At 70.0% G+C, this 24660-nt stretch carries 16 protein-coding genes; 2 read left to right on the top strand and 14 right to left on the bottom strand.

Annotated features, from left to right (window positions below):
• Positions 1-131: 131 nt before the first annotated feature.
• Positions 132-3698, top strand: coding sequence for a transcription-repair coupling factor (gene mfd / locus HNV26_RS01170; protein ID WP_171439394.1), 3567 nt, complete (start codon positions 132-134; stop codon positions 3696-3698).
• Positions 3699-3777: 79 nt separating this feature from the next.
• Here the strand turns inward: mfd and argE are convergent, their stop codons facing one another.
• The 12 genes from argE to HNV26_RS01110 all read right to left on the bottom strand — a co-directional run bounded on the left by argE (position 3778) and on the right by HNV26_RS01110 (position 20564).
• A complete protein-coding gene (gene argE / locus HNV26_RS01165) occupies positions 3778-4920 on the bottom strand; it encodes an acetylornithine deacetylase (protein ID WP_171439393.1) in 1143 nt (380 codons plus the stop codon).
• A gap of 74 nt (positions 4921-4994) precedes the next feature.
• The gene (locus HNV26_RS01160; RefSeq protein WP_253816052.1) at positions 4995-6539 is read right to left on the bottom strand and encodes a TraB/GumN family protein; all 1545 of its coding nucleotides are present in this window, start codon (positions 6537-6539) and stop codon (positions 4995-4997) included.
• Between the two features lie 73 nt (positions 6540-6612).
• Complete coding sequence (gene hutF / locus HNV26_RS01155) at positions 6613-8001, bottom strand: formimidoylglutamate deiminase (RefSeq protein WP_171439391.1); 1389 nt, start codon at positions 7999-8001, stop codon at positions 6613-6615.
• 67 nt (positions 8002-8068) lie between these two features.
• Entirely contained in the window at positions 8069-9556 is a 1488-nt protein-coding gene (locus HNV26_RS01150; protein ID WP_171439390.1) for a hypothetical protein, read from the bottom strand.
• Between the two features lie 78 nt (positions 9557-9634).
• On the bottom strand, positions 9635-10117 hold the full coding sequence (locus HNV26_RS01145; RefSeq protein ID WP_171439389.1) for a ferritin-like domain-containing protein: 483 nt from the start codon (positions 10115-10117) through the stop codon (positions 9635-9637).
• A gap of 121 nt (positions 10118-10238) precedes the next feature.
• The gene (locus tag HNV26_RS01140) at positions 10239-10550 is read right to left on the bottom strand and encodes a PQ-loop repeat-containing protein (RefSeq protein WP_171439388.1); all 312 of its coding nucleotides are present in this window, start codon (positions 10548-10550) and stop codon (positions 10239-10241) included.
• Positions 10551-10632: 82 nt separating this feature from the next.
• Positions 10633-11043 (bottom strand): hypothetical protein, encoded by a 411-nt coding sequence (locus HNV26_RS01135; RefSeq protein WP_171439387.1) that lies wholly within the window; start codon positions 11041-11043, stop codon positions 10633-10635.
• Positions 11044-11119: 76 nt separating this feature from the next.
• A complete protein-coding gene (locus HNV26_RS01130) occupies positions 11120-14857 on the bottom strand; it encodes an FG-GAP-like repeat-containing protein (RefSeq protein ID WP_171439386.1) in 3738 nt (1245 codons plus the stop codon).
• Between the two features lie 31 nt (positions 14858-14888).
• Positions 14889-16418: a hypothetical protein gene (locus tag HNV26_RS01125; RefSeq protein WP_171439385.1), complete on the bottom strand. Its 1530-nt coding sequence runs from the start codon at positions 16416-16418 to the stop codon at positions 14889-14891.
• A gap of 14 nt (positions 16419-16432) precedes the next feature.
• Entirely contained in the window at positions 16433-17863 is a 1431-nt protein-coding gene (locus tag HNV26_RS01120) for a DUF1501 domain-containing protein (protein ID WP_171439384.1), read from the bottom strand.
• 17 nt (positions 17864-17880) lie between these two features.
• Positions 17881-18540, bottom strand: a complete 660-nt coding sequence (locus HNV26_RS01115; RefSeq protein WP_171439383.1) for a hypothetical protein — start codon at positions 18538-18540, stop codon at positions 17881-17883.
• The gene (locus HNV26_RS01110) at positions 18540-20564 is read right to left on the bottom strand and encodes a DUF1585 domain-containing protein (protein WP_171439382.1); all 2025 of its coding nucleotides are present in this window, start codon (positions 20562-20564) and stop codon (positions 18540-18542) included. Before HNV26_RS01110 ends, HNV26_RS01115 begins: the two co-directional genes overlap by 1 nt.
• 169 nt (positions 20565-20733) lie before the next feature.
• Between HNV26_RS01110 and HNV26_RS01105 the strand changes: the two genes are divergently transcribed.
• On the top strand, positions 20734-21297 hold the full coding sequence (locus tag HNV26_RS01105; RefSeq protein WP_171439381.1) for a DUF420 domain-containing protein: 564 nt from the start codon (positions 20734-20736) through the stop codon (positions 21295-21297).
• 70 nt (positions 21298-21367) lie between these two features.
• Here HNV26_RS01105 and HNV26_RS01100 read toward each other — a convergent pair whose 3' ends face one another.
• Entirely contained in the window at positions 21368-21967 is a 600-nt protein-coding gene (locus HNV26_RS01100) for a biliverdin-producing heme oxygenase (RefSeq protein ID WP_171439380.1), read from the bottom strand.
• A gap of 117 nt (positions 21968-22084) precedes the next feature.
• Positions 22085-24649, bottom strand: coding sequence for a S8 family serine peptidase (locus tag HNV26_RS01095; protein WP_253816050.1), 2565 nt, complete (start codon positions 24647-24649; stop codon positions 22085-22087).
• Positions 24650-24660 lie beyond the last annotated feature (11 nt).

Raw genomic sequence — 24660 nt, 5'->3', positions numbered from 1 at the left:
GGGGTGGCTGAACAGTGCCCGAGCTAACCAGAGCTTCCGATTTCTCCTGTTTCGCTCGACAGCCGAAGCGCTCCGTCGTTGACCTGACAGGGTGAGACTCCTAATTACCCTGGGGCCCTCAGGGTCCACTCATGGACACTTCCATCACACAGACGCAGGACGGCGGCGCGGCGGGCGACCCCTTCGCCCAGGTGGTTGACGGACTTCGGGCGGGGCAGCGCGTCCGGACGCAAGGGCTCAAGGGGGCGGCGCGCGGGCATGTGCTCGCCCGCCTGCATGGCGCGCTGAGAGCGCCGCTGGTCTGCGTGGCGGTGGACGAGGAAGCCGCCGACGCGCTCGCCGCCGACCTGTCCTTCTTCCTGGGCGGCCAGGGCAGCCTGTTGGCGCCGCGCGTGCTGCGGCTGCCCGCGGACGAGGTGCTGCCCTACGACGAGGTGTCTCCCGACGCCGCGGCCGTCACGGAGCGGCTGGGCGCCCTCTTCCATCTGGGGCAGGGCACGCGCTTCCCCGCGCTGGTGTTGTCGGTGCGCGCGCTGCACCGCAAGGTGCTGCCGCTGGCGGTGATGCGCGCGCTGGCCGCGCGGGTGGCCGTGGGGCAGGACTTCGACCGGGACTCGCTGGCGCGCCGGCTGGTGCGCATGGGCTACCAGAACAGCCCCTTGGTGGAGGACGTGGGCACGTTCAGCGTGCGCGGCGACCTGCTGGACGTCTTCAGCCCCCTCTACGACAAGCCGGTCCGCCTGGAGTTCTTCGGCGACACCATCGAATCCATCCGCGCCTTCGACCCGCAGTCCCAGCGCACGGTGGACGCGCTGAAGGAAGTGGACCTGGTCCCCGCGCGCGAGGTGCTGCTCACCGACGAGACGCGCCCGCGCGCCGAGTCCGCCGCCCGCGCGGTGGCCGACCGCATCAACCTGCCCACCATCAAGCTGCGCGAGCACCTGGACGCCCTGCGCGAAGGCCTGCCCGGCTTCGGGATGGAGGGCCTGCTGCCCGGCTTCTTCGAGGGCGGGCTGTCCACGCTGTTCGACTTCCTGCGCGATTGGAGCCCCGAGGCGCCCGTCATCTACCTGGACGACCCGCTGGGCCAGGACCGCGCGGCGGACACGCTGTGGGAGGAGTTGGAGCGCTCGCACGGCGCGGCCGAGGCCCGGCAGGAGCTCATCTGTCCGCCGCTGGAGCACTTCCTCTCCCGTGAGGACGTGAACCAGCGGCTGCAGTCCTTCCGCGTGCTGGAAGGCGGTGGCCTGTCGCTGGCGCAGACGGAGCGCCCGCCGGTGCACTTCAGCTTCGGCGGCACCCAGGACCTGCGCGAGGCCATCCTGGCGCACCACGGTGAAGAGGGCGCGCTGTCCCCGCTGGTGGAGCGGCTGGAGCGCTGGCGCGAGCTGCGCGTGGCCTGCGTGGTGGCGTGCGGCACGCTGAGCCAGGCGGACCGGCTGAAGCGGCTGCTGATGGACCGCAACGTGGTGGTGAAGGTCCACACGGAGCCGCTGGAAGACGCGGTGGCGCTGTACGAGCCGTCCATCCGCGCGCACCTCTTCACGGGCGAGGTGAGCCACGGCTTCGTGGATGGGCCGGGCGGGCTCGCGGTGCTGGCGGACGAGGAGATTTTCGGCGCCCGCGCGCGCCGGCGTCCCAAGCGCAGCAAGAAGCTGGACGCGTTCGGCTCCGGCTTCGGGGACCTGAAGGAAGGCGACCTCATCGTCCATACCGACTTCGGTATCGGCCGCTATGCGGGCCTGACGAAGATGGAGGTCAACGGCGTGCCCGGGGACTTCCTCGTCCTGGAGTACGCGGGCCGGGACAAAATCTACCTGCCGGTGGGCCGCATGCGGCTCATCCAGAAGTTCTCCGGCGGCGACCCCACGCAGGTGCAGCTGGACAAGCTGGGCACCACGAGCTGGGAGAAGACGAAGAAGCGCGTCAAGGAGCAGCTGCTCAAGATGGCGGCGGAGCTCCTCCAGATTGCCGCCGCGCGCAAGGCGCACCCCGGCCATGCCTTCAGCGCGCCGGACCGGTACTTCGCCCAGTTCGAAGCGGACTTCGAGTTCGAGGAGACGCCGGACCAGGCCAAGGCGATTGAGGACGTGCTGGCGGACATGCAGAAGCCGGAGCCCATGGACCGGCTCGTCTGCGGCGACGTCGGCTACGGCAAGACGGAGGTGGCCATGCGGGCCGCCTTCAAGGCCGCGCTGGACCGCAAGCAGGTGGCGGTGCTGGTGCCCACCACGGTGCTGGCGCAGCAGCACTTCCTGTCCTTCAAGAAGCGCTTCGCGGACTACCCCGTCACGGTGGAGGTCATCTCCGGGATGAAGAAGGCGCCGGAGGTGCGGGAAATCCTCAAACGCGCCAAGGAGGGCAAGGTCGACATCCTCATCGGCACGCACAAGCTGCTGGGCGGCGAGGTGGCCTTCAAGGAACTGGGCCTGATGATTGTCGACGAGGAGCAGCGCTTCGGCGTGAAGCAGAAGGAGTCGCTGAAGAAGTGGCGCTCCCAGATTGACGTGCTCACGCTGACGGCCACGCCCATCCCCCGCACGCTGCACATGAGCATGTCGGGCGTGCGCGACATGAGCATCATCGCCACGCCGCCGCAGGACCGCCGGGCCATCCGCACCTTCGTGATGAAGTACGAGGACACGGTGGTGAAGGAGGCGATTGAGCGCGAGGTGGCGCGCGGCGGACAGGTGTTCTTCGTCCACAACCGCGTGGAGTCGCTGCCCTCCATCGAGACGCAGCTGCGCGCGCTGGTTCCCCAGGTCAGCATCGGCGTGGCGCACGGGCAGATGGGCGAAGGGCAGTTGGAGAAGGTGATGCTCGGCTTCACGGAGAAGAAGTATCAGGTGCTGCTGTGCACCAGCATCATCGAGAGCGGCATCGACATCTCCAGCGCCAACACGATGATTGTGAACCGGGCGGACCAGTTCGGCCTGGCGCAGCTCTACCAGCTCCGTGGCCGCGTGGGCCGGTCCAAGGAGCGCGCGTATGCGTACCTGCTGGTGCCGTCACGGCGCGCGGTGACGAAGGACGCGCAGCGGCGCCTGGAGGTGCTCCAGAACTTCACCGAGCTGGGCGCGGGCTTCTCCATCGCCAGCCATGACCTGGAGATTCGCGGCGCGGGCAACCTGCTGGGCGACAAGCAGTCGGGCGCCATCGCAGAGATTGGCTTCGACATGTACGCGCAGCTCCTGGAGGAAGCCGTCGCGGAGATGCAGGGCCAGCCGCCCAAGGTGCAAATCGAGCCGGACGTCACGCTGCCCATGCCGGCGCTCATCCCGGACGACTACGTCAGCGACGTCCACCAGCGGCTCGTCTTCTACAAGCGCTTCAGCCAGGCCAGCCACCCGGACGAAGTCACGGACCTGCGCGCCGAGCTGGTGGACCGCTACGGCGAAGCCCCCGACGAGGTGGACCACCTGTCCGAGCTGACGCTGCTGAAAATCGACATGCGCGACCTGCGCCTGCGCGGGCTGGAGGTGGGCACCACCCGGCTGGTGGTGACGCTGGGCGCGGACGCGCTGCTGGATGGCCCCAAGGTGGCGGGGCTGGTCCAACGCTCCAAGGGCGTCTACCGCCTCACCCCGGACATGAAGCTCATCGCCCGCGCGCCACAGGGCGCCAGTGGCCAGGACCTCATCTCCGAGGCCAAGAAGGTGCTGAGGGATTTGAGCCACTGCGCGCTGCCGCAGGCGTAGGCGCGGACCTCGGCGGCCGTTCCGCCACCGAGGCCGTGCGCTCAGGCGTGTGCTTCCGCCCAAGCGCGGTCACTCAGGCTCAGCGCCCGCCGCAGAAGTGGGCCACGGCGCGAGCCAGGACGGCCTCGCAGCGCACCAGGTCTTCCACGGGCACGTATTCGCCCGTCTGGTGCGCCACGCGGATGTCGCCGGGGCCGAACACCACCGCCTCCGCGCCCAGCTCCGTCATCTGCGGCGCCTCCGTCCCGAAGGACACCGTCTCCGGCGCGTTGCCGCTGGCCTCCGCGAGGAAGCGCACCACCTCCGCGTCCGCCCGCGTATTCACACCCCGGTCCGTGCGCACCACGCGAATCTGCGCTTCGAAGGCGGGCTCATCCCGCACCAACTCCTGGCGGATGGTCTCCAGCAACTGCGACACGCGCTCCGGCGGCTGCCCGGGAATGGGCCGCCACTCCACGACGAAGCGGCAGGCGCCGGGGATGACGTTCTTCGCCTTGCCGCCCTGGATGACACCCACGTTCACAGTGGTGAAGGGCGGCTGGAAGCCCTCGTCGAGGTCCTCGCGCAGCACCGTCAGCGCCAGGTGCTCCAGGCGCTGGAGGAAGCGGCCCGCGCGGAAGATGGCCGACGCGCCCGAGTCCGGGTACGCGCTGTGCCCTTCCTTCCCCCGCACCTCCACCTCCGCCAGGCAGTAGCCCTTGTTGGCGCGTACCGGAATGAGGCGCGTGGGCTCGCCGACAATCGCGTGCCGCGCGCGGCCCAGCCCCGCCTCCACCAGCTTCTTGGCGCCCGTCAGGCCGACTTCCTCGTCCGCGGTGAGGACCACCATCAGCGGGGCCTTCAACTGCTCGGCGTTCAACGCCGCGTGCAGCGCGCAGGCGATGAAGCCCTTGGTGTCACACGCGCCGCGCGCGTAGAGCCGCCCGTCCTTCTCCGTCAGCCGCAGCGCGTCCGTCCAGGCCGCGTCGTACGGCACGCAGTCGGAGTGCCCCACCAGGGCCAGCGCGGCGCGGCCGGAGCTGGAACCGCCCTTCACCGCGACGAGGTTCACCTTCTCCACGCCCGCGTCGTCCAGGAACTTCTGGCGCTCCGCGCTGAAGCCCGCGGCCTCCAGGCGCGCCTGCGCGTAGTCGATGAGCGGAGCGTTGGGGCGGAAGGACGTGGTGTCCATCGCCACCAACTCCGTCAGGGTGGCCCGCAGCGCGGGCAGCGTGTCACTCATGGGTAAGACCTCCGGGGAAGGGTCATGCCACGGCACGCCAGCCCCCGGAAGGCCCTTCCCTCCCCCATGTCGATTCAGCGAACGGACGCAACCTGGGGCTCGGCCTCCTCCAGCGGAGACAGCGAGTTGTCTCCCGCTCCAGGCCGCCCCAGGCCCTTGTGCACCGCCGGCGCCGCCGCGTTCACCGCCCCCACGTAGAAGACACCGTGGTAGCCGTCATCGTTCGTTCCGCCCCAGGTGTGCACGAAGAAGCGGTCGCCGTTGTCCCGCCCCTTCGCCTCGCGGATGCCGCAATCCAGCCGGTCCTTCGCGCCGCGGCGGTCCACCGCGCAAATCCACGCCGACCCGCTGTTGTACGCCATGTCCAGCGCCACCACGCTGTCGAGTTCGTCCTTCAGCAACAGCCCCATCGGCTGGAAGGACTTGTCCCACGGCAGGCCCTTCTTCGTGCGCGAGTGGATGTTGCCCGACAGGACGATGTGGAAGCGCTGGGGGCCCGACTCCACGTGGTGCCGGACCGTCGCCGCCATCGCATTCTCCCTCGCCTGCCCCTGCATCGTCGGGTGGTCGAAGACGAACACATCCACGTCCAGCCCGCGCGAGCGCAGCTGACGCAGCTGCTCCAGCATGTTCGCCACCGCCTCGCTGCTGCGGCCGTCCGGGTACGGGCTGCGCCAGAAGGGCGCCTCCATCAGCTTCAGCCAGTCCTCCTCCGCCCCCGCGCTCTCCAGGAACGCCCCCACGCGCGCCTGGCTCTCCAGCGGCAGCTCCAGCCCCACCGTCACCGGTATGCCGGCCACCGCCACCTGGCACGACGCCTGCGCGATGAAGCGCGGCACCTCCTGCGTACCGTGCATCTCTCCCAGCAGCAGCGCCCCACCGGGCTTCACCTGCTTGCCCAGGCCCAGGATGGGCAGGCCACATTCAAAGGCCATGGCCTCCGCGCCCGCGTTCGCACCGGGCGTCGTTGCCACCTGCACCGGCTTGGGCGCGCTCTCTTCCTTCAGCAGCTTGGGGGAGATGGCGCGGAACACCCGCCACTCCATGACCAGGTCCCGCGAGCCCTGCCCCGAACCCGCGTAGAAGGAGTTCTCTCCCTGGGGCGCGTTCATCCGGTCCGCCCAGTCTTCAACGCTGAGCATGGGGTCCACCATCCCTCCCCCTGTCGACTCCAACAGACTGTTTGTCCCCGCGGTCGCTTGCCGTTCGGAGCGACTCCCTCCTGCGAGGCCACGGCCCGGCCCCCAATCAATCTCACGACCCGGAGGACTCAGCGCGGTGCTGGAGCTCTTGGTGATGCGGATGATCCACAGCTTGCTCTTCGTCGGCGTCTCGCGCTTTCCCAGCACCATGTACCGGTGCCAGAAGCTCGAAATCTTCGAACCGCCGAACTCCTGGCGCCAGTCCGTCTCCAGCACCAGGCTCCCCTTGTCCTCCTTGAAGGGCAGCTTGTTCTCCGTGAAGAACTGCCGCACCTCGGGCCAGACTTCTTCCAGGGGCCGCTCGTAGATGGCCTCGCCATCCGGGATGAACAAGTCACTGTAGGTGCTTCCCTGCCGGGCCGCGCAGCCCACCTGGAAGCACATCAACGTCACCACCGCGAACCACTTCGCGCGCATCGGCCCCTCCGGGAATGAACTCCCGGGGGTGAACGCGCCGCGCCCCAATGCCATATCGGAGGAGGACTGCCGCTCAGGCGTACAGCGCGCGAGACAACACCTGGAACGCGCGGCCACTCTCCTCCGCGAGCGCATGCCTGCCCTCACGGACGACCTCGCGTCCGCCCACCACCACATCGCGCACCGCCGCCTTCTCCGCGCCCAACACAATGGCGGGCAGCAGCGACGCCGGCAGGGCGCCCACGAGCGACGGATGGTGCAGGTCCACCGTGAAGAAGTCCGCGGGCGCGCCGGCCTCCAGGACGCCGGTGGCGAGCCCCAGGCTCCGCGCGCCGTCCACGGTGGCCATGTCCAGCAGCCGCGCCGCCAGCCCATCCATGGCCCCCCCGCCCGGGTCCAGCACGGCGCGCCGCAGCCGCGACAGCCGCAGGTGCCCTTCCAGCTGTCGCGCCTCATCCAGCAGGTCCACCGTGGCCTGGCTGTCCGAGCCCAGGCTGATGCGCGCGCCCGCCTTCACCAGCGCATCCGCGGGAACGATGCCGTCACCCAGGTTCCGCTCCGTGGAAGGACACGCGCACACCGTGGCCTCGGCCCGGCCCAACAGCGACACCTCCTCGTCCGTCAGGTGCACCCCGTGGACCGCCGTGAAGCCGGGCCCCAGCAGGCCCACGTCCGCCAGCAGCTCCACCGGCCTGCGGCCATGCTCCGCCAGACAGGCTTCGATTTCCTTCGGCTGCTCCGCCACGTGCATGTGGACGGGCAGGCGCCGCACGGGCGAGGCCGCGAGCGCCGCCAGCCACTCCCGAGGCACCGCGCGCACGCTGTGCGGCGCGAGCCCCACGCTGACCGCCGCGTCGGAGCGCACCTCGCGGGCCAGCGCCTCAACCGACCCCAGGAACGTCTCCACGTCCGGGTCGATGAAGCGGCGCTGCCGCGGATTCGCCGCCACGCCGAAGCCCGCACGGGCGTACCCCACGCGCAGCAGGCAGATGCGCAACCCCACATCCCGCGCGGCGCGAATCACCGCGTGCGCCAACGTGTTGCGGTCCGCGTATGGCGTGCCGTCGGACTGGTGGTGGACGTAGTGGAACTCCCCCACGGTGGTGATGCCCGCGAGCGCCATCTCCACGAAGGCCTGCCGCGAGGCGACGTAGAGGTCCTCCGGGCTCAGCGACTCGGCGGCGCGGTACATCGCCTCGCGCCAGCTCCAGAAGTCGTCCGCCTCCCGGCCTGATGCCACGTACTCCGTACGCCCACGGATGAGCCGCTGGAACGCGTGGGAGTGTCCGTTGACGAGCCCCGGTAGCAAGGCCCTTCCCGGCAGCGCGACGGTGCGCGCGCCCGCGGGGACGGATTCCAAGGCCAGGAGGCGGCCGTCGGCGCTCACCGCGAGGCCGCGCCCTTCGTGGAACCGGCCGCCCATGTAGAGGAGCTCCGGCTGATAGACAGTGATGTCGCTCACGCCGGCAACTTACGCCAGCGCCACGGGGCGCGCAGCAGCCGCGACGCGCCCCGTGAGATGCCAGACGTCAGTGGAGCGCGAGCGTCGGAGTCCGGTCTTCCGACGGAACACTCGAGTTGTCGCCCCCACCCGGACGTCCCAGCCCCTTGTGCACCGCCGGCGCCGACGCGCTCACCGGCCCCACGTAGAAGACACCGTGGTAGCCGTCATCGTTCGTTCCGCCCCACGTGTGCAGGAAGAAGCGGTCGCCGTTGTCCCGCCCCTTCGCCTCGCGGATGCCGCAGGCCAGCTGGTCCTTCACGCCCTTGCTGTCCACCGCGCAAATCCACGCCGACCCGCTGTTGTACGCCATGTCCAGCGCCACCACGCTGTCGAGCGCGTCCTTCAGCACCAGCCCCATCGGCTGGAAGGACTTGTCCCACGGCAGGCCCTTCTTCGTGCGCGAGTGGATGTTGCCCGACAGGATGACGTGGAAGCGCCCCGGGCCCGACTCCACCTGGTGCCGGACCGTCGCCGCCATCGCATTCTCCCTCGCCTGCCCCTGGGCCTTCGGGTGGTCGAAGACGAACACATCCACGTCCAGTCCGCGCGAGCGCAGCTGGCGCAGCTGCTCCAGCATATTCGCCACCGCCTCGCTGCTGCGGCCGTCCGGGTACGGGCTGCGCCAGAAGGGCGCCTCCATCAGCTTCAGCCAGTCATCGTCCGTCCCCGCGCTGTCCAGGAAGGTGTCCACCCGCGTCTGGCTCTCCAGCGGCAGCTCCAGCCCCACCGTCACCGGCGTGCCGGCCACCGCCGTCTGGCATGACGCCTGCGCGATGAAGCGCGGCACCTCCTGCGTGCCGTGCATCTCCCCCAGCAGCAGCACCCCACCCGGCTTCACCTGCTTCCCCAGGCCCAGAATCGGCAAGCCACATTCGAAGTCCATGGCCGCCGCGCCTCCCTCCGCGTCAGCCGCCATCGCCACCTTCACCGGCTTGGGCGCGTTCTCCTCCTTCATCAGCTTGGGGGAGATGGAGCGGAACACCCGCCACTCCATGACCAGGTCTCGCGAGCCCTGCCCCGACTCCGCGAAGAAGGAGTTCTCCCCCACCGGCGCATCCAGCCGATCCTCCCAATCCTCCACGGAGAGGCCCGGGGCCGAGGAGGCACCTCCTCCCTGGTCACCGATGATGCGCGCCACACCCCAGTCCAGCTCACGGCCCGGCGGGGCCAGCGCCTTGTTGCGGCTCTTGGTGATGCGGATGATCCACAGCTTGCTCTGGGTGGGGGACTCGCGCTTGCCCATCACCATGTAGCGGTGGAAGAAGCCGGACACCTTCGAGCCACCGAACTCCTGGCGCCAGTCCGTCTCCAGCACCATGCTGCCCCGGTCCTCGCGGAAGGGCAGGTTGGCTTCGGTGAAGTACTGGCGCACCTCCGGCCACATCTCCTCCACCGGCCGTTCGTAGATGGCCTCTCCGTCCGGGATGAAGAGGTCGCTATAGGTGCCAGCCTGATGGGCACAGCCCGTCATCAGGCCCGCCAACACAACCGCCGCGTAGACCACCGAGCGCATTCGTCCCGTCTCCTCGTAGAGCCCCAGCGGGAGCGTAAACGAGGACCAGGCCCCGGCATATCGGCCCGGGAGGGCCGCTCAGGCGGGCGCTTCGGAACCCTCCGCGGCGGCGCGCGCCCGCTCCCAAGGACGCGTCCGGACGGCTTCGCGAATCCACATCACGTGGCGCCGCTCGTCCTCCCGGTGCTTTTCGATCAGCGCCCGGACCTCGGGGCGCCAGTCGAAGCGCAGGGCGACGTCATAGGCGCGGTTGGAGAACTCCTCGTTGCCGAGCATGGCCACCAGCGCGGCCTCGGTGCCCATCATGCTGGACATCGCCGTCAGGCCCACCATCGCCGTTCCCTTGAGGTCCAGGCGCAGCTCCAGCGGCGTCCCGCCCGCCTCGTGGATGAGGGCGTTCAGGTCCTGTACGTGCCGGACGTGGTCGATTCGGAATCCATTGAGCCGCTCGCGGACCAACGGTTCCGGAATCCGGGCCAGGGCCGCGTCGTAGGCACCCACGGCATCCGCGTCGAGCTGGGCCAGGCTGCGCAGCCGGGCCACTTCCGATTTGTCGGCCATGTCGAACTCCTGCGCTAAGGGGCTCGGGCAATGTGAGAAGGCTGTTCCCGCAAACCAACCCACCTCCTGGACGCGCTGATTGCCCGCCCCTGGGGCAGGCGGACAGCCAGGGCCCAGGTCCTCAGGCATGCACGGCGTCAGAGGGCGCGCGCGACTGGGTGGCGTGCTTCCTCCGCGCGGCCCGGCGGTGCTTGAGGACAATCACGGCCCCCAGCACCGCGCTCAACAGCATCAGCGCGTTCGTCACCACGAAGACCCAGTTGCCGACCTTCCAACTGTAGAGCGTGAACCCCACGGAGGCCGTCATCTGCCCCACGAAGAGCCACTTGGACACGCCCTCGCTCGAGCCAGACTTCCACTGCTTGTGGACCTGGACGGCAATGGTCAACAACAGGACGAATGAACTGAACCAACCCAGGGCTTCGGCCCCCATGCACCCTCCTGGCCACAGGACGATGTGCATGCACCCTACCGTGTGCAGCACGCCCGTCACCCCGCCGGACCGCCCACCGCGCTCAGCCTGTCCGCGCCGCCGCCTCGCGGTGTCGCGCAATCCATGCCCGCGCCTCTTCGGCCGAATCCACGTAGGCCGTGTCGAGCCGCGTCCCGCCGCTCAGCATCGCGCCCACCATGAGGCTCTTGGTGGTGGCCTTCTGCTCCATCGCCGCGCCGATGTAGACGACGCCCAGGAACCAGCCCGCCTGCGCGTGGTCCACCAGGTAGCGGCGCGACTCCGGACTGAGGTGCGAGTCCGTGATGTCCGCGGCCAGGTAGAAGCGCTGCGCGTCCGCCATCTCCCGGTACACGCCACACGACCAGACCGACGTCTCCAGGGTGATGGAGCCCCGGAAGCGCGCCCAGAGGATGTCCGGCGCTTCGAACCACGCTCGCTGCTCGCCGTGACGCCACTCCCGGTTCAGGCTCATGGGCCTCCCACGCTGAGACAGGCGCCAGGATAGCCCCGGCCCCAGCGTGGACCCAACAGCCTCCCGGTGCGGACCGTCAAAAGCCGAGCGGCAACACGAAGGCCGTGCCGTTCTGCGTCCCCGTCCGGTAGCTGCGCGGCGCGCCGATGACGAGCATGGGCGGCGAGCTGCCGCTGCCCGGCATCATCGACATCGCCTGCCCCAGTGCCGAGCGCTCCGAGGCATCTCCCACCACCATGAGGAACGGCGAAAGCGCGCCCTGCTGGCCAACCCCGCCAGCATAGAGAAACACGGCGCCACCGCCGTCGGAGGCCTCGGAGGCGCCCGGCGCGCTCACCAGCAGGTCGGGGATGTTGTCACCCGTGAGGTCCGTGCCGCCCACCAGCCGCGCGCCGAAGTTCACCGCGCGGTGGCGGTGGACCAGGACAATGGGGTTGAGGCCGTCACCCAGCGCGCCCACCACCAGCGGCGAGCCCGCGGACTGGAGCGCCTGCATCCGGTTCACCAGCACCGTCTTGTCGAAGAGCAGCACCACCGGCTGCGTCACGCCGTTGAAGGGCACGCTGGTGGCGCTGATGGCCACGAAGTCGCGCGTGTCGCCCAGGAACCGGCCCGCGCGCGTCATGCTCAGGCCCAGGCCCATGTTGGTGAGCTGCACCTCGCTGTCACCGGCGATGCGCCACACGGTGGCCGCCCTGCGCCCGCCGCAGCGCGAGCCGCCCGCGTCGAAGCCCAACAGGATGGCCACGCCCGACCGCGAGCCCTCCGCGTAACGCCAGGCCAGTTCGTCACAGCCGTCGCCGTTGAGGTCGCCCAGCGACGTGGGCGCGGACGTTTGAATGTCCATGGACGGCATCGTGTAGACGGACTCACACACCATGCTCAGCTTCGCCAGCGATGCGTCCTCGGGCGCGCGGCCCAGGAACACCTCCATGCCGTCGTTGCGCAGCAGGCCCACGTCCTCACGGCCATCGCCGTTCAAATCGAACCCGCCCACCACGCCGCGCCCGATGCCGGTGCGCCGGCAGAGGGACTCCGGCTCCGACGTGCAGTCCGCGATGACGTTCGGCGCGAACAGCCGGTACGCCGGCTTGAAGCTCCCGTCCGCCTGCCCCAGCGACACCAGCGCGCCGCCCATCGACTGGGAGCCGCTGGTGACACACGCGTCGGGCACCGACGTGTACGTGTTGTTGAGCTCGTTGTTCGAACTCGTGGTGCCCGTGCCCGGCACGTAGAAGTTGGACGCGCCCACCACCAGGTCAGGACGCCCGTCACCGTTGAAGTCGGAGAAGGCCACGTCCACGCCCACGTTGCGGCCCGCCCGGTGCGGCGAGGGCAGCCCCTCCTCCGCCACGGTGGCCTGCGCGGGCGCCGCCACGTCGTGGACGTAGGCACGGCCAATGGCCAGGGCATTGCCATCATTGCTGGTGCCAGGGCCGGACCAGCCCGGCGCGCCCGTGAGCACCAGCGGACGGCCCTGCGGGCCCTGCGCAATGGCCACCGCCTCGCCGAAGCGCTCCACGCTCGGCTTCGCCGGCACCCGGACGCTGGTGCGCGTCCACTCCGTCACCGACGCGCCCTGACGGTGGTACAGCTCCACGCTGCCGGTGAAGGCCCCCTGCGCCGACGAGGACCGGCCCGCGAAGGCCACCAGCGACGGGGTCGCCGCGGGGCCCCAGGTCGCCAGCCCCGAGCCCAGCGTGTCCGACACCGCCGTCCCGTTGATGACCGTCAGCGGCCGGTTGAGGACGCTGCCCTTCTCGAGCGCCGCCAGGGGATGGACGAGAATCTTGCCGCTCCAGCGCAGCGTGCCGCTCCCCACCCCCGAAGGCGCGGACGCGTACGGCGCGCCCAGGAGCAGCTCCAGGCCCGGCTCGCCGTCGACGTCCATCACCGCCCAGCTCCGGCCCGCGTTGATGCCGCTGGCCTCGCCGTAGATGCGGGCGAAGGCGTCCTCGCGCATCACCTGGGGCGGCCGGTTCGCGGGCTCACCCGTGGCGGAGTAGCCCGTCAAATCGAACAGCAGCGCCCCCCCCGAGTCACTGCCGGACTGCAGCCCTCCGCTCGAGCGCAGGTCCGGCGAGTCCGCCCGGTCCGCCACCGCCAGCAGCAGCGGAGGCCGCGTGCCCTCGGCGGGGATGACGCCCAGCCGCCACGTGCCCTCGTTGCTGTCCGCCGTGTTGGCCGGCAGCACGTACACGTCCGGCGAGGCCCGGAAGCGCGCGCCTTGCGCGCGTGCCAGGAAGACGGAGATGGCCACCTGCGCGCCCGACACCGCTCCGGACGCGTCGTACCGGGACACCCGGCTCAGCGCCGCCAGGTCCACCAGGCCGTCCCCGTTGAGGTCGCCCGTCACCAGCGCGCGGCCCAGCTCGGTGTTGCTGCGCGACACCAGGGCGCCGTCCTGCGTCAAATCCCAGCCGCCCAGCCGCACCGTGGGGAGGTCCGGCACCGGCGAGCTCCGCGTCGACGCGTAGATGTCCACCGTGCCGCGGTTGCGGATGGCGTTGGTGGGGGCCAGGTCGCCCAGCGGCGAGCCCACCACCACGTCCAGGTCGCCGTCGCCCTCGAAGTCCGCGATGGCCATGCCCGAGCCGAACGCCGCGTTGCGGAGCAGGCCGGTGAGCTGCTGGCGAAGCGGCGCAGGCGCCCCGCTTCGGAAGGTGTAGAGGTACACCGCGCCGGCGTTGGTGACGGCCACGTCCGCGCCCGGCGAGGACACCAGCAGCTCCGCGCGCCCGTCGCCATCCAGGTCGCCCGCCGCCAGCGCGTCACCGAACTGCGCCGTCTCCGTGGTGCCGGTGAGCACCCACGTGGGCTCCGTCGGCAGGCCGCCGCTGCCCCCCTTGAAGATGAACACGGCGCCGCCCGACGGCTGGTTCAGGTCGCTCTCGCGCTGCCCCACCGCCAGGTCCAGGTGGCCGTCGCCGTCGAAGTCCGCCGTCACCAGGGTGGCTGCGTCGGACAGACGACCGTGCGGCAGTCCCGGCCGCGTCAGCTCGTCCAGCACGCGCACCGACACCCGCGTCGTGTCCCCGGTGAAGGGGTCCGCCGCGTTGAGCACCGCCACGCCGGTGGCGCCGGGCTCGAAGGTCAACCGGCCGCCCACCAGCGTCCCGGGGCCGGACTCCTTCGTCCAGTTCACCCGGTCGCTGCCACCGCGCGTGGCCAGCGGAACGGACGAACCCGAGGGCGCGGCGAGGAAGGCCGGCGCCCCCGTCAGCCGGGCATGGGCGCGGACCTCGTACTGGAGCACCGCCTCGTCCCCCGACTGGGTGTCGCGCACGGTGATGACGTCCAGGCCCTCACGCGTGCCGGCCGTGTAGAGGCCACCAGGCGACAGCGTGGCGCCGGAGCCGTCGGCCGACAGCAGGTACATGACCGAGCCCAGCACGCCGTCCGTCGCCACCTGGAAGGAGGTGCCCGGCCGCAGCTCCGCGCGCACGGGCGCGACGTTGAACGCCGCCGCCACGTTGACCTGCGTAGTGGCGCTCACGCCCGGGCAGCGCGCGTCCTCCACCACCAGCGTGTCCGTGCCCGGCGTGCGCCCCGCCAGGAAGCGGCTGCCCACCAGCGACCCCGAGGAGCCGCCCGGCTCCAGCAGGTAGGTGTAATGGCCGCTGCCGCCGGTGGCCACCAGGGACACGGGGCTCGACACACGCACGCGCGCGGGCTGCGCGGTGAGCGTCAGCGCGGCCAGGCCCGTGCACGGGTCCGTCTGGTGAGGCTGCGCCACGCGCGCGGGCGCAGGCTCATCCGAGCAGGCCGCGGCGAGGAGCGCGAGGAGGGGGGCCGCGCGGGTCAGTCGGGTCATGTCAGGTACCTCGGGGAGACTGCGCGTTGCTTCAGGGCCTGGCGCCAGAGGAGGCCCAGCGCTGGATGCGGGAGATGAGCTCGGGGTCCATGGGACCGTCGGCGGGCATCCGCTGGTCTCTCACGGCTTCGGTGATGATGGGCGCGTTGGCCCGCCACAGCTCAAAGCTGTCGAGCGAGCGCGCCGCGCTGGAGCTGTTGTGGCAGTTGCGGCACCGCGCCTCGTGGATGGGGCGGATGTCCTTGTCCCAGCTCAGCGGCCCCGACGCCAGGGGTGCGTAGTCGAACGGCACCGAGCGCCGCGCCTCCGAACCATCCGCGTAGCGCGCCACCACCGACAGGACGTAGCGGCCGGCCTCCAGCGACGCGAAGGAGTAGGCGCGGTGCGTCCCGTCGGCCTCCAGGCCGCCCAGGCTGTAGTCCGGCCCCTCCGTGGGAATCTCCGAGTTGCCCAGCTTGTAGACGACGCGCTCGGGCGCTCCGCCCGGCGGCATCACCGCGCGCACCACCAGGCCGTCGTTCACCAGTTGCATGCCCTGGTAGAGCCCCCGGAGGCGCGGCACCAGCACGTGGCTCAGCGCGGCGGATACCCCGCCCTGCAGCACCCACACACTGCCGCTCTCATCCGCGGCTATGAAATGGAAGTCCCCGGCGCCGGCGTCCGTGGCCGCGCGCCAGACGTTCGCGTCCGCGTCGTACTGGAGCAACGAGCCGCCCGTCTTCGCCCACAGGAAGCGGCCCGAGGCGATCAGCTTCTGCGGCGGCTGCGGCAGCTCCACGCGGCGCCAGCCGTTCTTGCCCCGGCGCAGCAGGCCCTGGTTGGTGAGCGCCCACAGCTCACCAGAGGTGCCCACCGCGGGCCCGATTCCGGCCAGCGCTTGCAGCGACTCGCCTTCCGCCAGGGGCGCGCTCGTGGTGTGCACCCGGTAGTAGGTGGTGCTGAGGGCCACCGCGACGCTCAACCCGCCGTCGTGCAGGAACCACACGCCGGGCAGGTTCTCCGGTGAGGGCGCCGCCGCCAGCGAGGTGATGGCCTTCACCGACGCGCTGTCCACCTTCAACTCCGCCAGCGTACCCTCCTGCAGGCGGAACAGGCCGCGCGTGTGCGCCAGCCACACCGCGCCGTCCGCGGACTGCGCGGTGGCGATGACGCCCTGCCCCAGCGCGTCCCGCCAGGGCGGCGCGATGAGCCACCCCGACTCCGCCATGAAGAGCCCGGTCTGCGTCTCCACCAGCGCGCTGTGAGGCCCCAGCCGGAAGACGCCGAGGATGCCGCCCGCCGCCACCTCATTGTCCGGGTGCGGCTCCAGCGCCCCGTACGTGCCGTCCAGCCGCAGCCGGACGAGCTCGCGCGAAGCGGTAGTGAAGACACCCCCACCCGCCTGGTCCGCGAAGCCGGAGACCGGCGCCAGGGCCGTGACGGCTGGAACCTGGACCGGCTGGAAGGGCGTCGGCTCGGGCTTGTCGAGCGGAAGCGAACGGTCCTCCCCGCATGCCCCCAGGACCAAGAGCGAGAGCAGGGAGAAGACGGCGGAGGCGGAAGCCCTCGGATGGATGCGCATGCGAAATGGACGGCTCAGGCGAGGATGGGACGCAGCGGTTCGACGCGGGTGATGCTGTAGTCCAGCCCCGCGGACGCCAGGACCGTGGCGATGACGTGCTCGGGGAGGATGTTCTCGCCGTTCGGGTCCGACGCGCCGTTGCGCAGGTCGAAGGTGCCCGGCGCCATGCCGATGTCACCGCTGCGGCCGAACACGAAGTTGTGCTTGATGCCGGCCCCCATCAGCAGCGCGGAGTTGCTCAGGTGGTGGTCACGGCCACCGGAGCTGTTGATGAGCGGCGTGCGGGAGAACTCGGAGAACACCATGATGGTGGTGTGGTCCATGAAGGTGCCACCCGCGGGATGGCCGCTCTCACGCAGGTCCTTCACCAGCATGGCCAGGGCGTCGAAGCCGCGCCGCTGATTGTTGGCCTGCGTGAGCTGGCTGCCGAAGTGGGTGTCCAGGCCGCCCGTGAGGTTGATGGTGACGCACTGGGCGATGCCCTTCTTCAGCGCGGTCGCCACCGTGGCGGCGCGGCCGCGCTCGCCATTCACGTCGTTGGCGCTGGTCAGGTTGTACTTCGTGCGGATGGCCGCCATCTCCGCGCTGTGCGGCTGGTTGGGCCCCACGAGGAAGTCGAACGACTTGTCCAGTCCCTGGGACTGGATGAGCCGCATCTGCTCCTGGCTGTTCGAATAGGTGGTGCCCAACCCTCGCGCGCCATAGGCCGCCTGCTCGCAGTTGACGGGCTGGCCGCGGAAGTCGAGCAACTGCTTCTCGATTTCGCTGTCCAGCATGTCCGTGCTGCCCTTCAGCGTCAGGATCAGGTCGTCCCGGCGGCTGACGCGCAGCGCGTTGGCATAGCCGCCGTACCGGTCGTTGTACGACTCCACGTTGTAGGAGATGGAGGCAATGGGCACGCGCGGCTTCATCTGCCCCACGATTTCGGTCGCCGTGGAGGACCCACGCGCCGCGCTGCCGATGGGCATCTTCCCAGTGAGGAAGTAGCGGTAGCCCACCTCGTGGCCCAGCGTGTTCATGTTGATGCCGCGCACCACCGTCATCAGGTCGTAGTGCCTGGCCAGTTCGTTGCCCACCGCGGGCCCGAAGTCGATGTTCGACCGGCCCACGCCCGGAAGCTCGGCGGGGATGAGCGGCCGGGACTCGAAGCGGGAGTCGTTGATCTGGTCGTAGCCCGGGAGGATTTTCGTCTCCGAGGCACGGTCCGCGGTGAACTCGGTCGGGTCCCGCGGGTCGAAGGCCAGCAGTTGGTCCCATCCACCGTTGAAGTAGACGAACACGAAGCAGCGGTCCGCCGGCGCCATCTCCGCCGCCTGGGCGAAGGCGCGGAAGGGCAGCCCACCCAACAGGGTGGAGCCCATGAAGCCAGCGGTGGCCTTGAGGAAGGTACGGCGTCCGTGGGCGCAGCCCTGGGAGCCATTCTCGTCGTGGCGGTTCTTCTTCATCGCGGTCACTCCGAGCGTCAGTAGGTGATGAAGCGCGGGTCCGTCAGCATGGCGATACACACCACGGCCAACGTCTCATGGCGCTTGGAAGAGGCGAGGGTCTGCACCCGAGCCGCGGCCTGGGTGAAGAAGGTCGTCCACTTCGTGAGCTCCTCGCCCGACAGCGGCGAACCCCAGAAGCGGGTGGACATGTAGACGAGCTGCGCGCGCACCTCCGCGTCGGTCAGCTTCGTCAGGTCATCCCACTTCTCCGGCAGCAGCCGGCCCATGGTGCGGGCCGAGGCGTCCGTCATGCGCATCTCCGCGGACGCCTGGTTGATGCACACCTTGCGCGCGCCGTCCTCCAGGAACTTGGCGAACACCAGGTTGGGCTCGGTGTTCTCGCTCACCACCAGGGCGTAGTCCGCGCGCCCCATGGACGTGGCGCGCGAGTCCAGCTCGCTCCAGCGCTGCCCCACCGCCCCGACGATGGCGGCGTCCAACTGGGCCACGGTGAGTCGGCGCGGCGCGCGGCCCACGCTGCCGTCCTGGACCTCGGGGTCCGGCAGCGGCGTGAAGTCCCCGGGCTGATGCGGGTTGGGGATGGGCTCGATGATGCCGCCCGTGGACTGCGCGTCATCCTTCGTGCAGCCGGAGGCCAGCGCGAGCAGCGCGGCGGTCAAGACGAGGCGGCGCATCAGTCAATCCTCCGGTAGGCGTCGGACGTCACCACGCGCTCGATGAGCGCCTTGAGGCGGTGGCCGTTGCGCGCGAAGTCCTGCGCGAAGGGCGCCAGGTACAGGCGCTGCTCCTCCGCCGTCATCGGGCGGCCGAGGAACTCGGTCCAGATGCGCCGCACCGTGCAGCGCTCCAGGTCCCCCGACTGGAGCATCTTCTGCACCAGCAGCGCGGGGCCGGCCTCGATGTTCTGCTCTTCGTCCGCCGTGCGGTACAGGTACGTCTTGAGCAGGCCCAGGCTGCTGGCACCATCACCGTCGTAGGCCTGCATGATGTACTGGCTGCACTCGCCACCGCAGTTGGTGTCGCCGTTGAGGGCGCAGTCGCGGCACTTCGGGTCGTAGCGAGGGAACTGGTCGGGCGCGAGGAACTGCGCGGAGCGCTCCGCGTAGCGGCCCCAGTGCGCGCCGGTGGGCTCGATGGTGGCGTGGCAGTAGTTGCAGCCGCAGCGCACCGCCAGGTTGTTCTCGCGGTTGCACGCGTCCTCCGGCGCGGGCGACGAAGCCCCCGGCGGCGGCGCGAACGTCTTGCAGAGGAAGGCTTCGTAGAAGTGGTTCACCCGCGCGCGGTGCGTGGGGAAGCGGTAGAGGTAGGACGGCGTGGTGAGCACGCCCGCGTGCCCCTCGTCACGCGTGTACTCCGCCCAAGCCTCCGTGTCGTTGTAGGCCACCGCCGGCACGGCGCCCTGCGCGGTGGGCGTCGTCACGTTGAAGACGCCCACGCCCTGCTGGTTGCGGAAGTACTCGGACAGGGTGCCGTTCATGAACGAGCGGCGCGTGGTGAGGATGTTGAAGTAGGGCTCGTCGCGCTGCACCACCGACTCGGCGATGCGCAGCGGCTCGTCGTTGAAGGCGGCCACGCGCAGGCTGTGCACGTCCCGGATGTCCTGCGCGGTGATGGCGGGCGTCTCGCAGCGGCGCATGCCCACGCCGCAGCCGCAGCTGCGGTCGGTGGAGAAGCGGGACGTCTCACAGGACGCCAGGTTCCAGGGGTTGTGGGTGCGCTCCTGCGCGTCGATGGCGCACACCTTGACGCTCTCCGGCGTCTTGTCGGTGGCCCAGTAGGGCGCGGCCTTGTTCACGAAGCCCTCGCGCAGGATGCAGCCGCGCTGAACCCCGTAGTTGCCCTTGAGTCCGCTGCGCAGCTCCAGGTCCAGCGTGCAGCGCTTCAGCTCGGTGAGCGCTGGCTTGGAGTCCGGGTTCGGGTGCTTGAACGCCTTGATCTTGGCGCCATCCATCTCCTTCACCGTCAGCGCCCGGGTCGTGGTCTTCGCCGGGTCCGGCTCACAGATGAAGGCCCCCGCGCCGCTGCCCGAACCACGCTGGTCGCAGAAGTAGAGGTACTCATGCTTCGGGTGGCTGGTGCTCAGCAGGTCCGAGCACTTCGCGGTGCCATCCGGCGTGGTCGGCGCGAGCGGCGTACACGCGTAGTAGTTCGTGTCGTAGTCGTAGCTGACGGCCAGCGGCACGCCCTCGTCGTCGTGGCACTTCGTCCGGGGACGCTCGGTGAGCGGCGCCGCGTGCGCGTCTGGCTGCTCCGCCGTGAGGCACCTGTCCTGCGCGATGTCTGAGTCGCACGTCGCGCCATTCGCGCCGCGCAGCGTCGTCGCGGGATTGCCGGCCACGCCATAAGCGGTGGCAATGCCGTTGCCCGTCACCCGCGAGTTCTGGTTGTTGTTGAGGCTTCCGGAGAGGTTCGAGCGCAGCAACGCGCGGTGGTAGTTGCGGATGCGCGCGTTGAACTCGTCCTTCGTCATCATCGCGCGGATGTCTTCCACGCCGATGGAGCCCTTGGCCTGGGCGGCCTGGTACTCCTCATAGGTGGGAGGGCGGCCGAGCAGGTCCAGCGACAGCTGCCGGAGATGCCGTTCCAGGGGCACCTTCGCGACAACTGGTGAACAGACAGCCTCCTCTTGAGCGGAGGCTGGCAGGGCCAGAAGCAAGGCGGCACCAGCCAGGCAGGCAAGGTAGCGCACACGGAGCACGGGGGACCTCCGGAAGGGGGGGTCGGGGGGACCATTCTCAGTATGCAGGAATTACAGTTTCAGTATCCAGTAGCACCCATTGGAATGTTCCATCCCACATGCACTCCCTAATAGTGTCAACCAGTTAGCAAGGGTTGCAACGAAGCCCGGCGCGCGAGACATAGGGCCCATGTCGAACGCCGCCCCTGCCGCGATGCAGCCCCGGGTGAGTGACCGGGCTTTCTTCATCTTCACCGCCGTGGTGTCCGCGCTGGCATTGGCGTTCATCGGGTGGATTCTGCTGGTGCGCGGCGGCGGCCCGGTGGACGGGGTGAACCTGCGCTTCCTCCCGGCGGTGAACGCGGGCCTCAACGCCACGGCCGCGGCGCTGCTCATCGGCGGGTGGGTGGCGATCAAACGAGGCGCGCGGCAGGTCCACCAGTACCTGATGGTCTCGGCCTTCACCGCGTCCGCGCTCTTCCTGGTCTGCTACCTGTCCTACCACTTCGTGCATGGCGACACGCGTTACGTGGGGGACTGGCGCGGGCTGTACCTGTGCATCCTGGCCAGCCACGTGCTGCTGTCCATGCCCGTGGTTCCCATGGCGCTGGTGGCCTTCTACTTCACGTGGCGCAAGGACTTCGTGAGGCACCGCAAGGTGACGCGGTGGCTGGCGCCCATCTGGGTCTACGTGTCGGCGACGGGCGTCGTCGTGTACTTCATGCTGCGTGGCAGCGCGCCCGCCGTCCTGTAACGCGCTGACTCAGGGCGACGACGAAGCAGTCAGGTGGAGGGACTCCCGAACGCACTGCCTCCAGTCGATGTCAGGCGGAGACGGGGGCGGGTGCCTGTTCCTGTCGCAGCCAGTCAGCGAAGGCGTCGAAGGTGTCCCGCGCGCCCATCACCACGCGGGTATCGAAGGTGTCTTCCGTCGCGACGACGGAGGCCTGGTTGACGGCGTCACTGAAGGCACGCCACCGGGGCCCGACCTCATCTCCGTACGCGCGGAAGAAGGAGAAGTCGCCCAGGGACATGCCGTCGAAGTGGCGGCGCAGGTGCCGGAGGATGAGCTGGCCGCCCAGCGTGGAGCCTTCCAGCACATAGAGGCAGCCAAGGGCCTCGGGCACGCCCGCCAGTGAGGGCAGCTCCGCGCAGCGTGGCAACCGTTCGAGCGTGGCGTCGTCATGGCCAAGCGCGCGAAGGTCCTCCTTCAGGAGAGGTACCTTCCAGCGCGCGTGGACGGACAGGCCAGGAACCGCTTCAAGCCCCAGCCCGGCGAGCCGGGCCTCCAGCGGAACGTAGAAGCCGTGAAGCGCTTCCAGATGACGTCGGTACGCCGTGGGCGTCAGGTCCGCATCCATCAATCGCACCTGCGCCTCGGTGCGCTCGTGGTGCGGGCGCGTCTCACGCTTCAGTCGCTGCATCAAGGACAAGGTGCTTGCACGATGCCGCTGTCACTTCCCGGTGGGAATCGGGAGCTGTGGCCAAGTGTCCACCTCTCTACCCCTCGGGCGCCCTGGACACGGGCACTCGAGCCTTCCTCAGCGGCAGAAGCCGCTGGCCATGCACGCCCGTCCCAGCCCACACGTCAGGCCAGAGGTGCGGCAATTGGGCTGGCACGTCCCCGAGCCCGTGCCGTCGCTGTAGCAGACGTACCCGGGGCGGCAGTCGCCCTGCCCCGTCCCCACCTCCCGCGCGCAGGTCGCCAGACAGGCCTTGAGGCCCGAGGAGGAGTCCACGATGTAGCACCGCGAACCCGCCGGACACGCGGAGCTGGTGCAATCCATGGAGCAGTACCCTCCCGGATAGTCCGTCACGCACACGCCCCCGGGACAGTCCACGCTGGAGCCGCACGCGCTGCCCACCACCAGCGCCGGGTCATCATCGATGGGCGCCAGGGGAATCAGGTCGAAGCTCACATTCTCGATGCGGTCGCCCGCCCCCAGCTCCAGCGGCTCGAAGGAGTCCACGTTGCGCCAGTAGCCGGTGCGCTCGCCGTCCTCGAAGAAGTTGCCATCCTGGTCGTCGTCGATGGTGGCCAACGCGAAGTACGTCCGGGGCGCCAGGGAGATGCTGTACGCGTAGTCCGCCGAGGCGCGCGCGATGGCGATGGCATCCTCCGAGGCCTGCCACTCCCCTTGCGCGTCCTGCCACACGAACGCAATGAGGGCATCCAGGTCATTGGAGGCGCCCGCCACGCCAATCTTCACCGCCACCGTCGCCGAGCCCGCCGTCCCCGAGCCCACCAGGTTCAGCGTCACCACGGTGTCCCCTCCGGCCAGCCCGGATGCATCCACGGCGACACTCAGCGAGGCCGAGCCGAAGGCGGGCACCCGCACCGTGTTGCCCTGCGGGAATGACACCGCCGAGGCATTGGGCCCACTGACGCTGGCCGATACCGTCAAGTCGCCGCCCCGGTTCCCGCCCACGTTGCTGAGGATGAGCTGCTGCGTCCCGCTGCCCCGGAAGAACAGCGTGGACGTCGTCACGTTGAGCTGAGGGTCCAACGTGCCCGGGTCCACGTTGGCGACACGGGCCAGCGCCGCGCGCGCGTTGACGAGCCCCGCGCCGCAGCCTTCCGGGCACTGCGCGTTGGTGAGCGGCGTGGCGGTCTCCTTCAAGATGCGCTCCGCTACCTCGGCCTTCAGGCCCGGCTGCGCCGCCGCCATCAGCGCCACCACCCCCGCGACGTGAGGCGCCGCCATGCTGGTGCCCTGCGAGAAGGCGTAGGCCGGCTGCCCGTTCTCATCCAGCACCGTGGACAGCACGCCGTCCGGATAGCCGTCGCCGTTCAGGTCCTCGCGCATCTCTCCGCCAGACGCCACCACGTCCACGTCCACGCCGTAGTTGGAGAAGCTGCTGCGCTGCCCCGCAAGACTGGTGGAGCCCACGCAGATGACGTTCTGCTGGTTGCACGGCGTGCTGTTGCGCGCATCCACATCTTCGTTGCCCGCGGCGACGACGATGATGGCCCCGCGTCCCAAGGCCGCGTCGATGGCGTCCTGATACAGCGCCTGCGGCGGCGCGCTGCCACCCAGACTCATGTTCACCACCTTCGCGGGATTCGGATTGTCCGGCACGCCCGGCACCTCACCGCCCGTGGCCCAGGTGATGGCCGCGGCGATGTCGAAGCTGCTCCCGCCCTTCTTCCCCAGCACCCGCACCGGAAGCAGCCTGGCGTTCCAGGCCACGCCCGCGACGCCCACCTGGTTGTTCGTGTCCGCGGAGATGGTGCCCGCCACATGCGAGCCGTGCCACGACGAGCCGCCGCTGGGCGTGTCCCCGCCTTCGTCCCGTGGATTGCTGTCCCGACCGTCGCCGTCACCCGCGTTCTGCGGGTCCGAAATCATGTCGTAACCCGGCAACACATGCGTCAGGTCCGGGTGCGGAACGATGCCGCTGTCGATGACAGCCACAACTACGTCCGTTGCGTCCGGCACCAGGTCCCACGCGGCGGGCAGGTTGAGCGTGGGGTAGTGCCACTGAAGGCTGTAGCCCCGGTCATTCGGCGCCGCCGTCGCCCGCATCCGCTCGTTGCGCACCGCGTACGTCACGCCCGGCACCTGGGCGAGCTGCGCCGCCCACTCCTGCGTCTTCGCGGCCGTCACCGCCTTGCCGTCCAGCGGCTCGTAGCCCACCAGGTGCACGTACTCACTCGCGTAGCCCTTGTGCACCGCGCGGAAGCCCGGACGCCGCACCGCCGCCAGCACGCGCTCCGGTGTCAGGCCCGCTTCCTCGAAGCGGAGGATGACGTCCCCGGGAATCGTGGGGTCCTCTCGAGACGCCCGCTCGAGCGGCGCGGCGCCCGGCTGCGACGGGATGATGCGAAGCCCTGGCACGGCCTTCGGCGCCACCCGCGGCTCGCGCGAGCGCACCGCGTGCATCTCCCGCAGCGTCTCCTTCAGCTTCTCCAGCTCACCCGCGCGAAACGGCGAGCGCACCGTCTGGGAGGCACCGTCGCCAGCGGACCGTTCACTGCTCCGGAAAGGCGTCAGCGTCCCCTGGATGCGCCCGGTCCTGGAGGACGGCTCCCCCGGGTCTTCGTCGTCGCCTGAACAGGAGGTGGCGGAGAGCAGCAACAGTCCCATCAACAGCAGGCGACGCATTCGGGCGACCC

It is taken from the genome of Myxococcus xanthus (assembly GCF_013116825.1).
GTDB lineage: Bacteria > Myxococcota > Myxococcia > Myxococcales > Myxococcaceae > Myxococcus > Myxococcus xanthus_B.
This window is presented reverse-complemented; position numbering and strand designations above follow the sequence as displayed.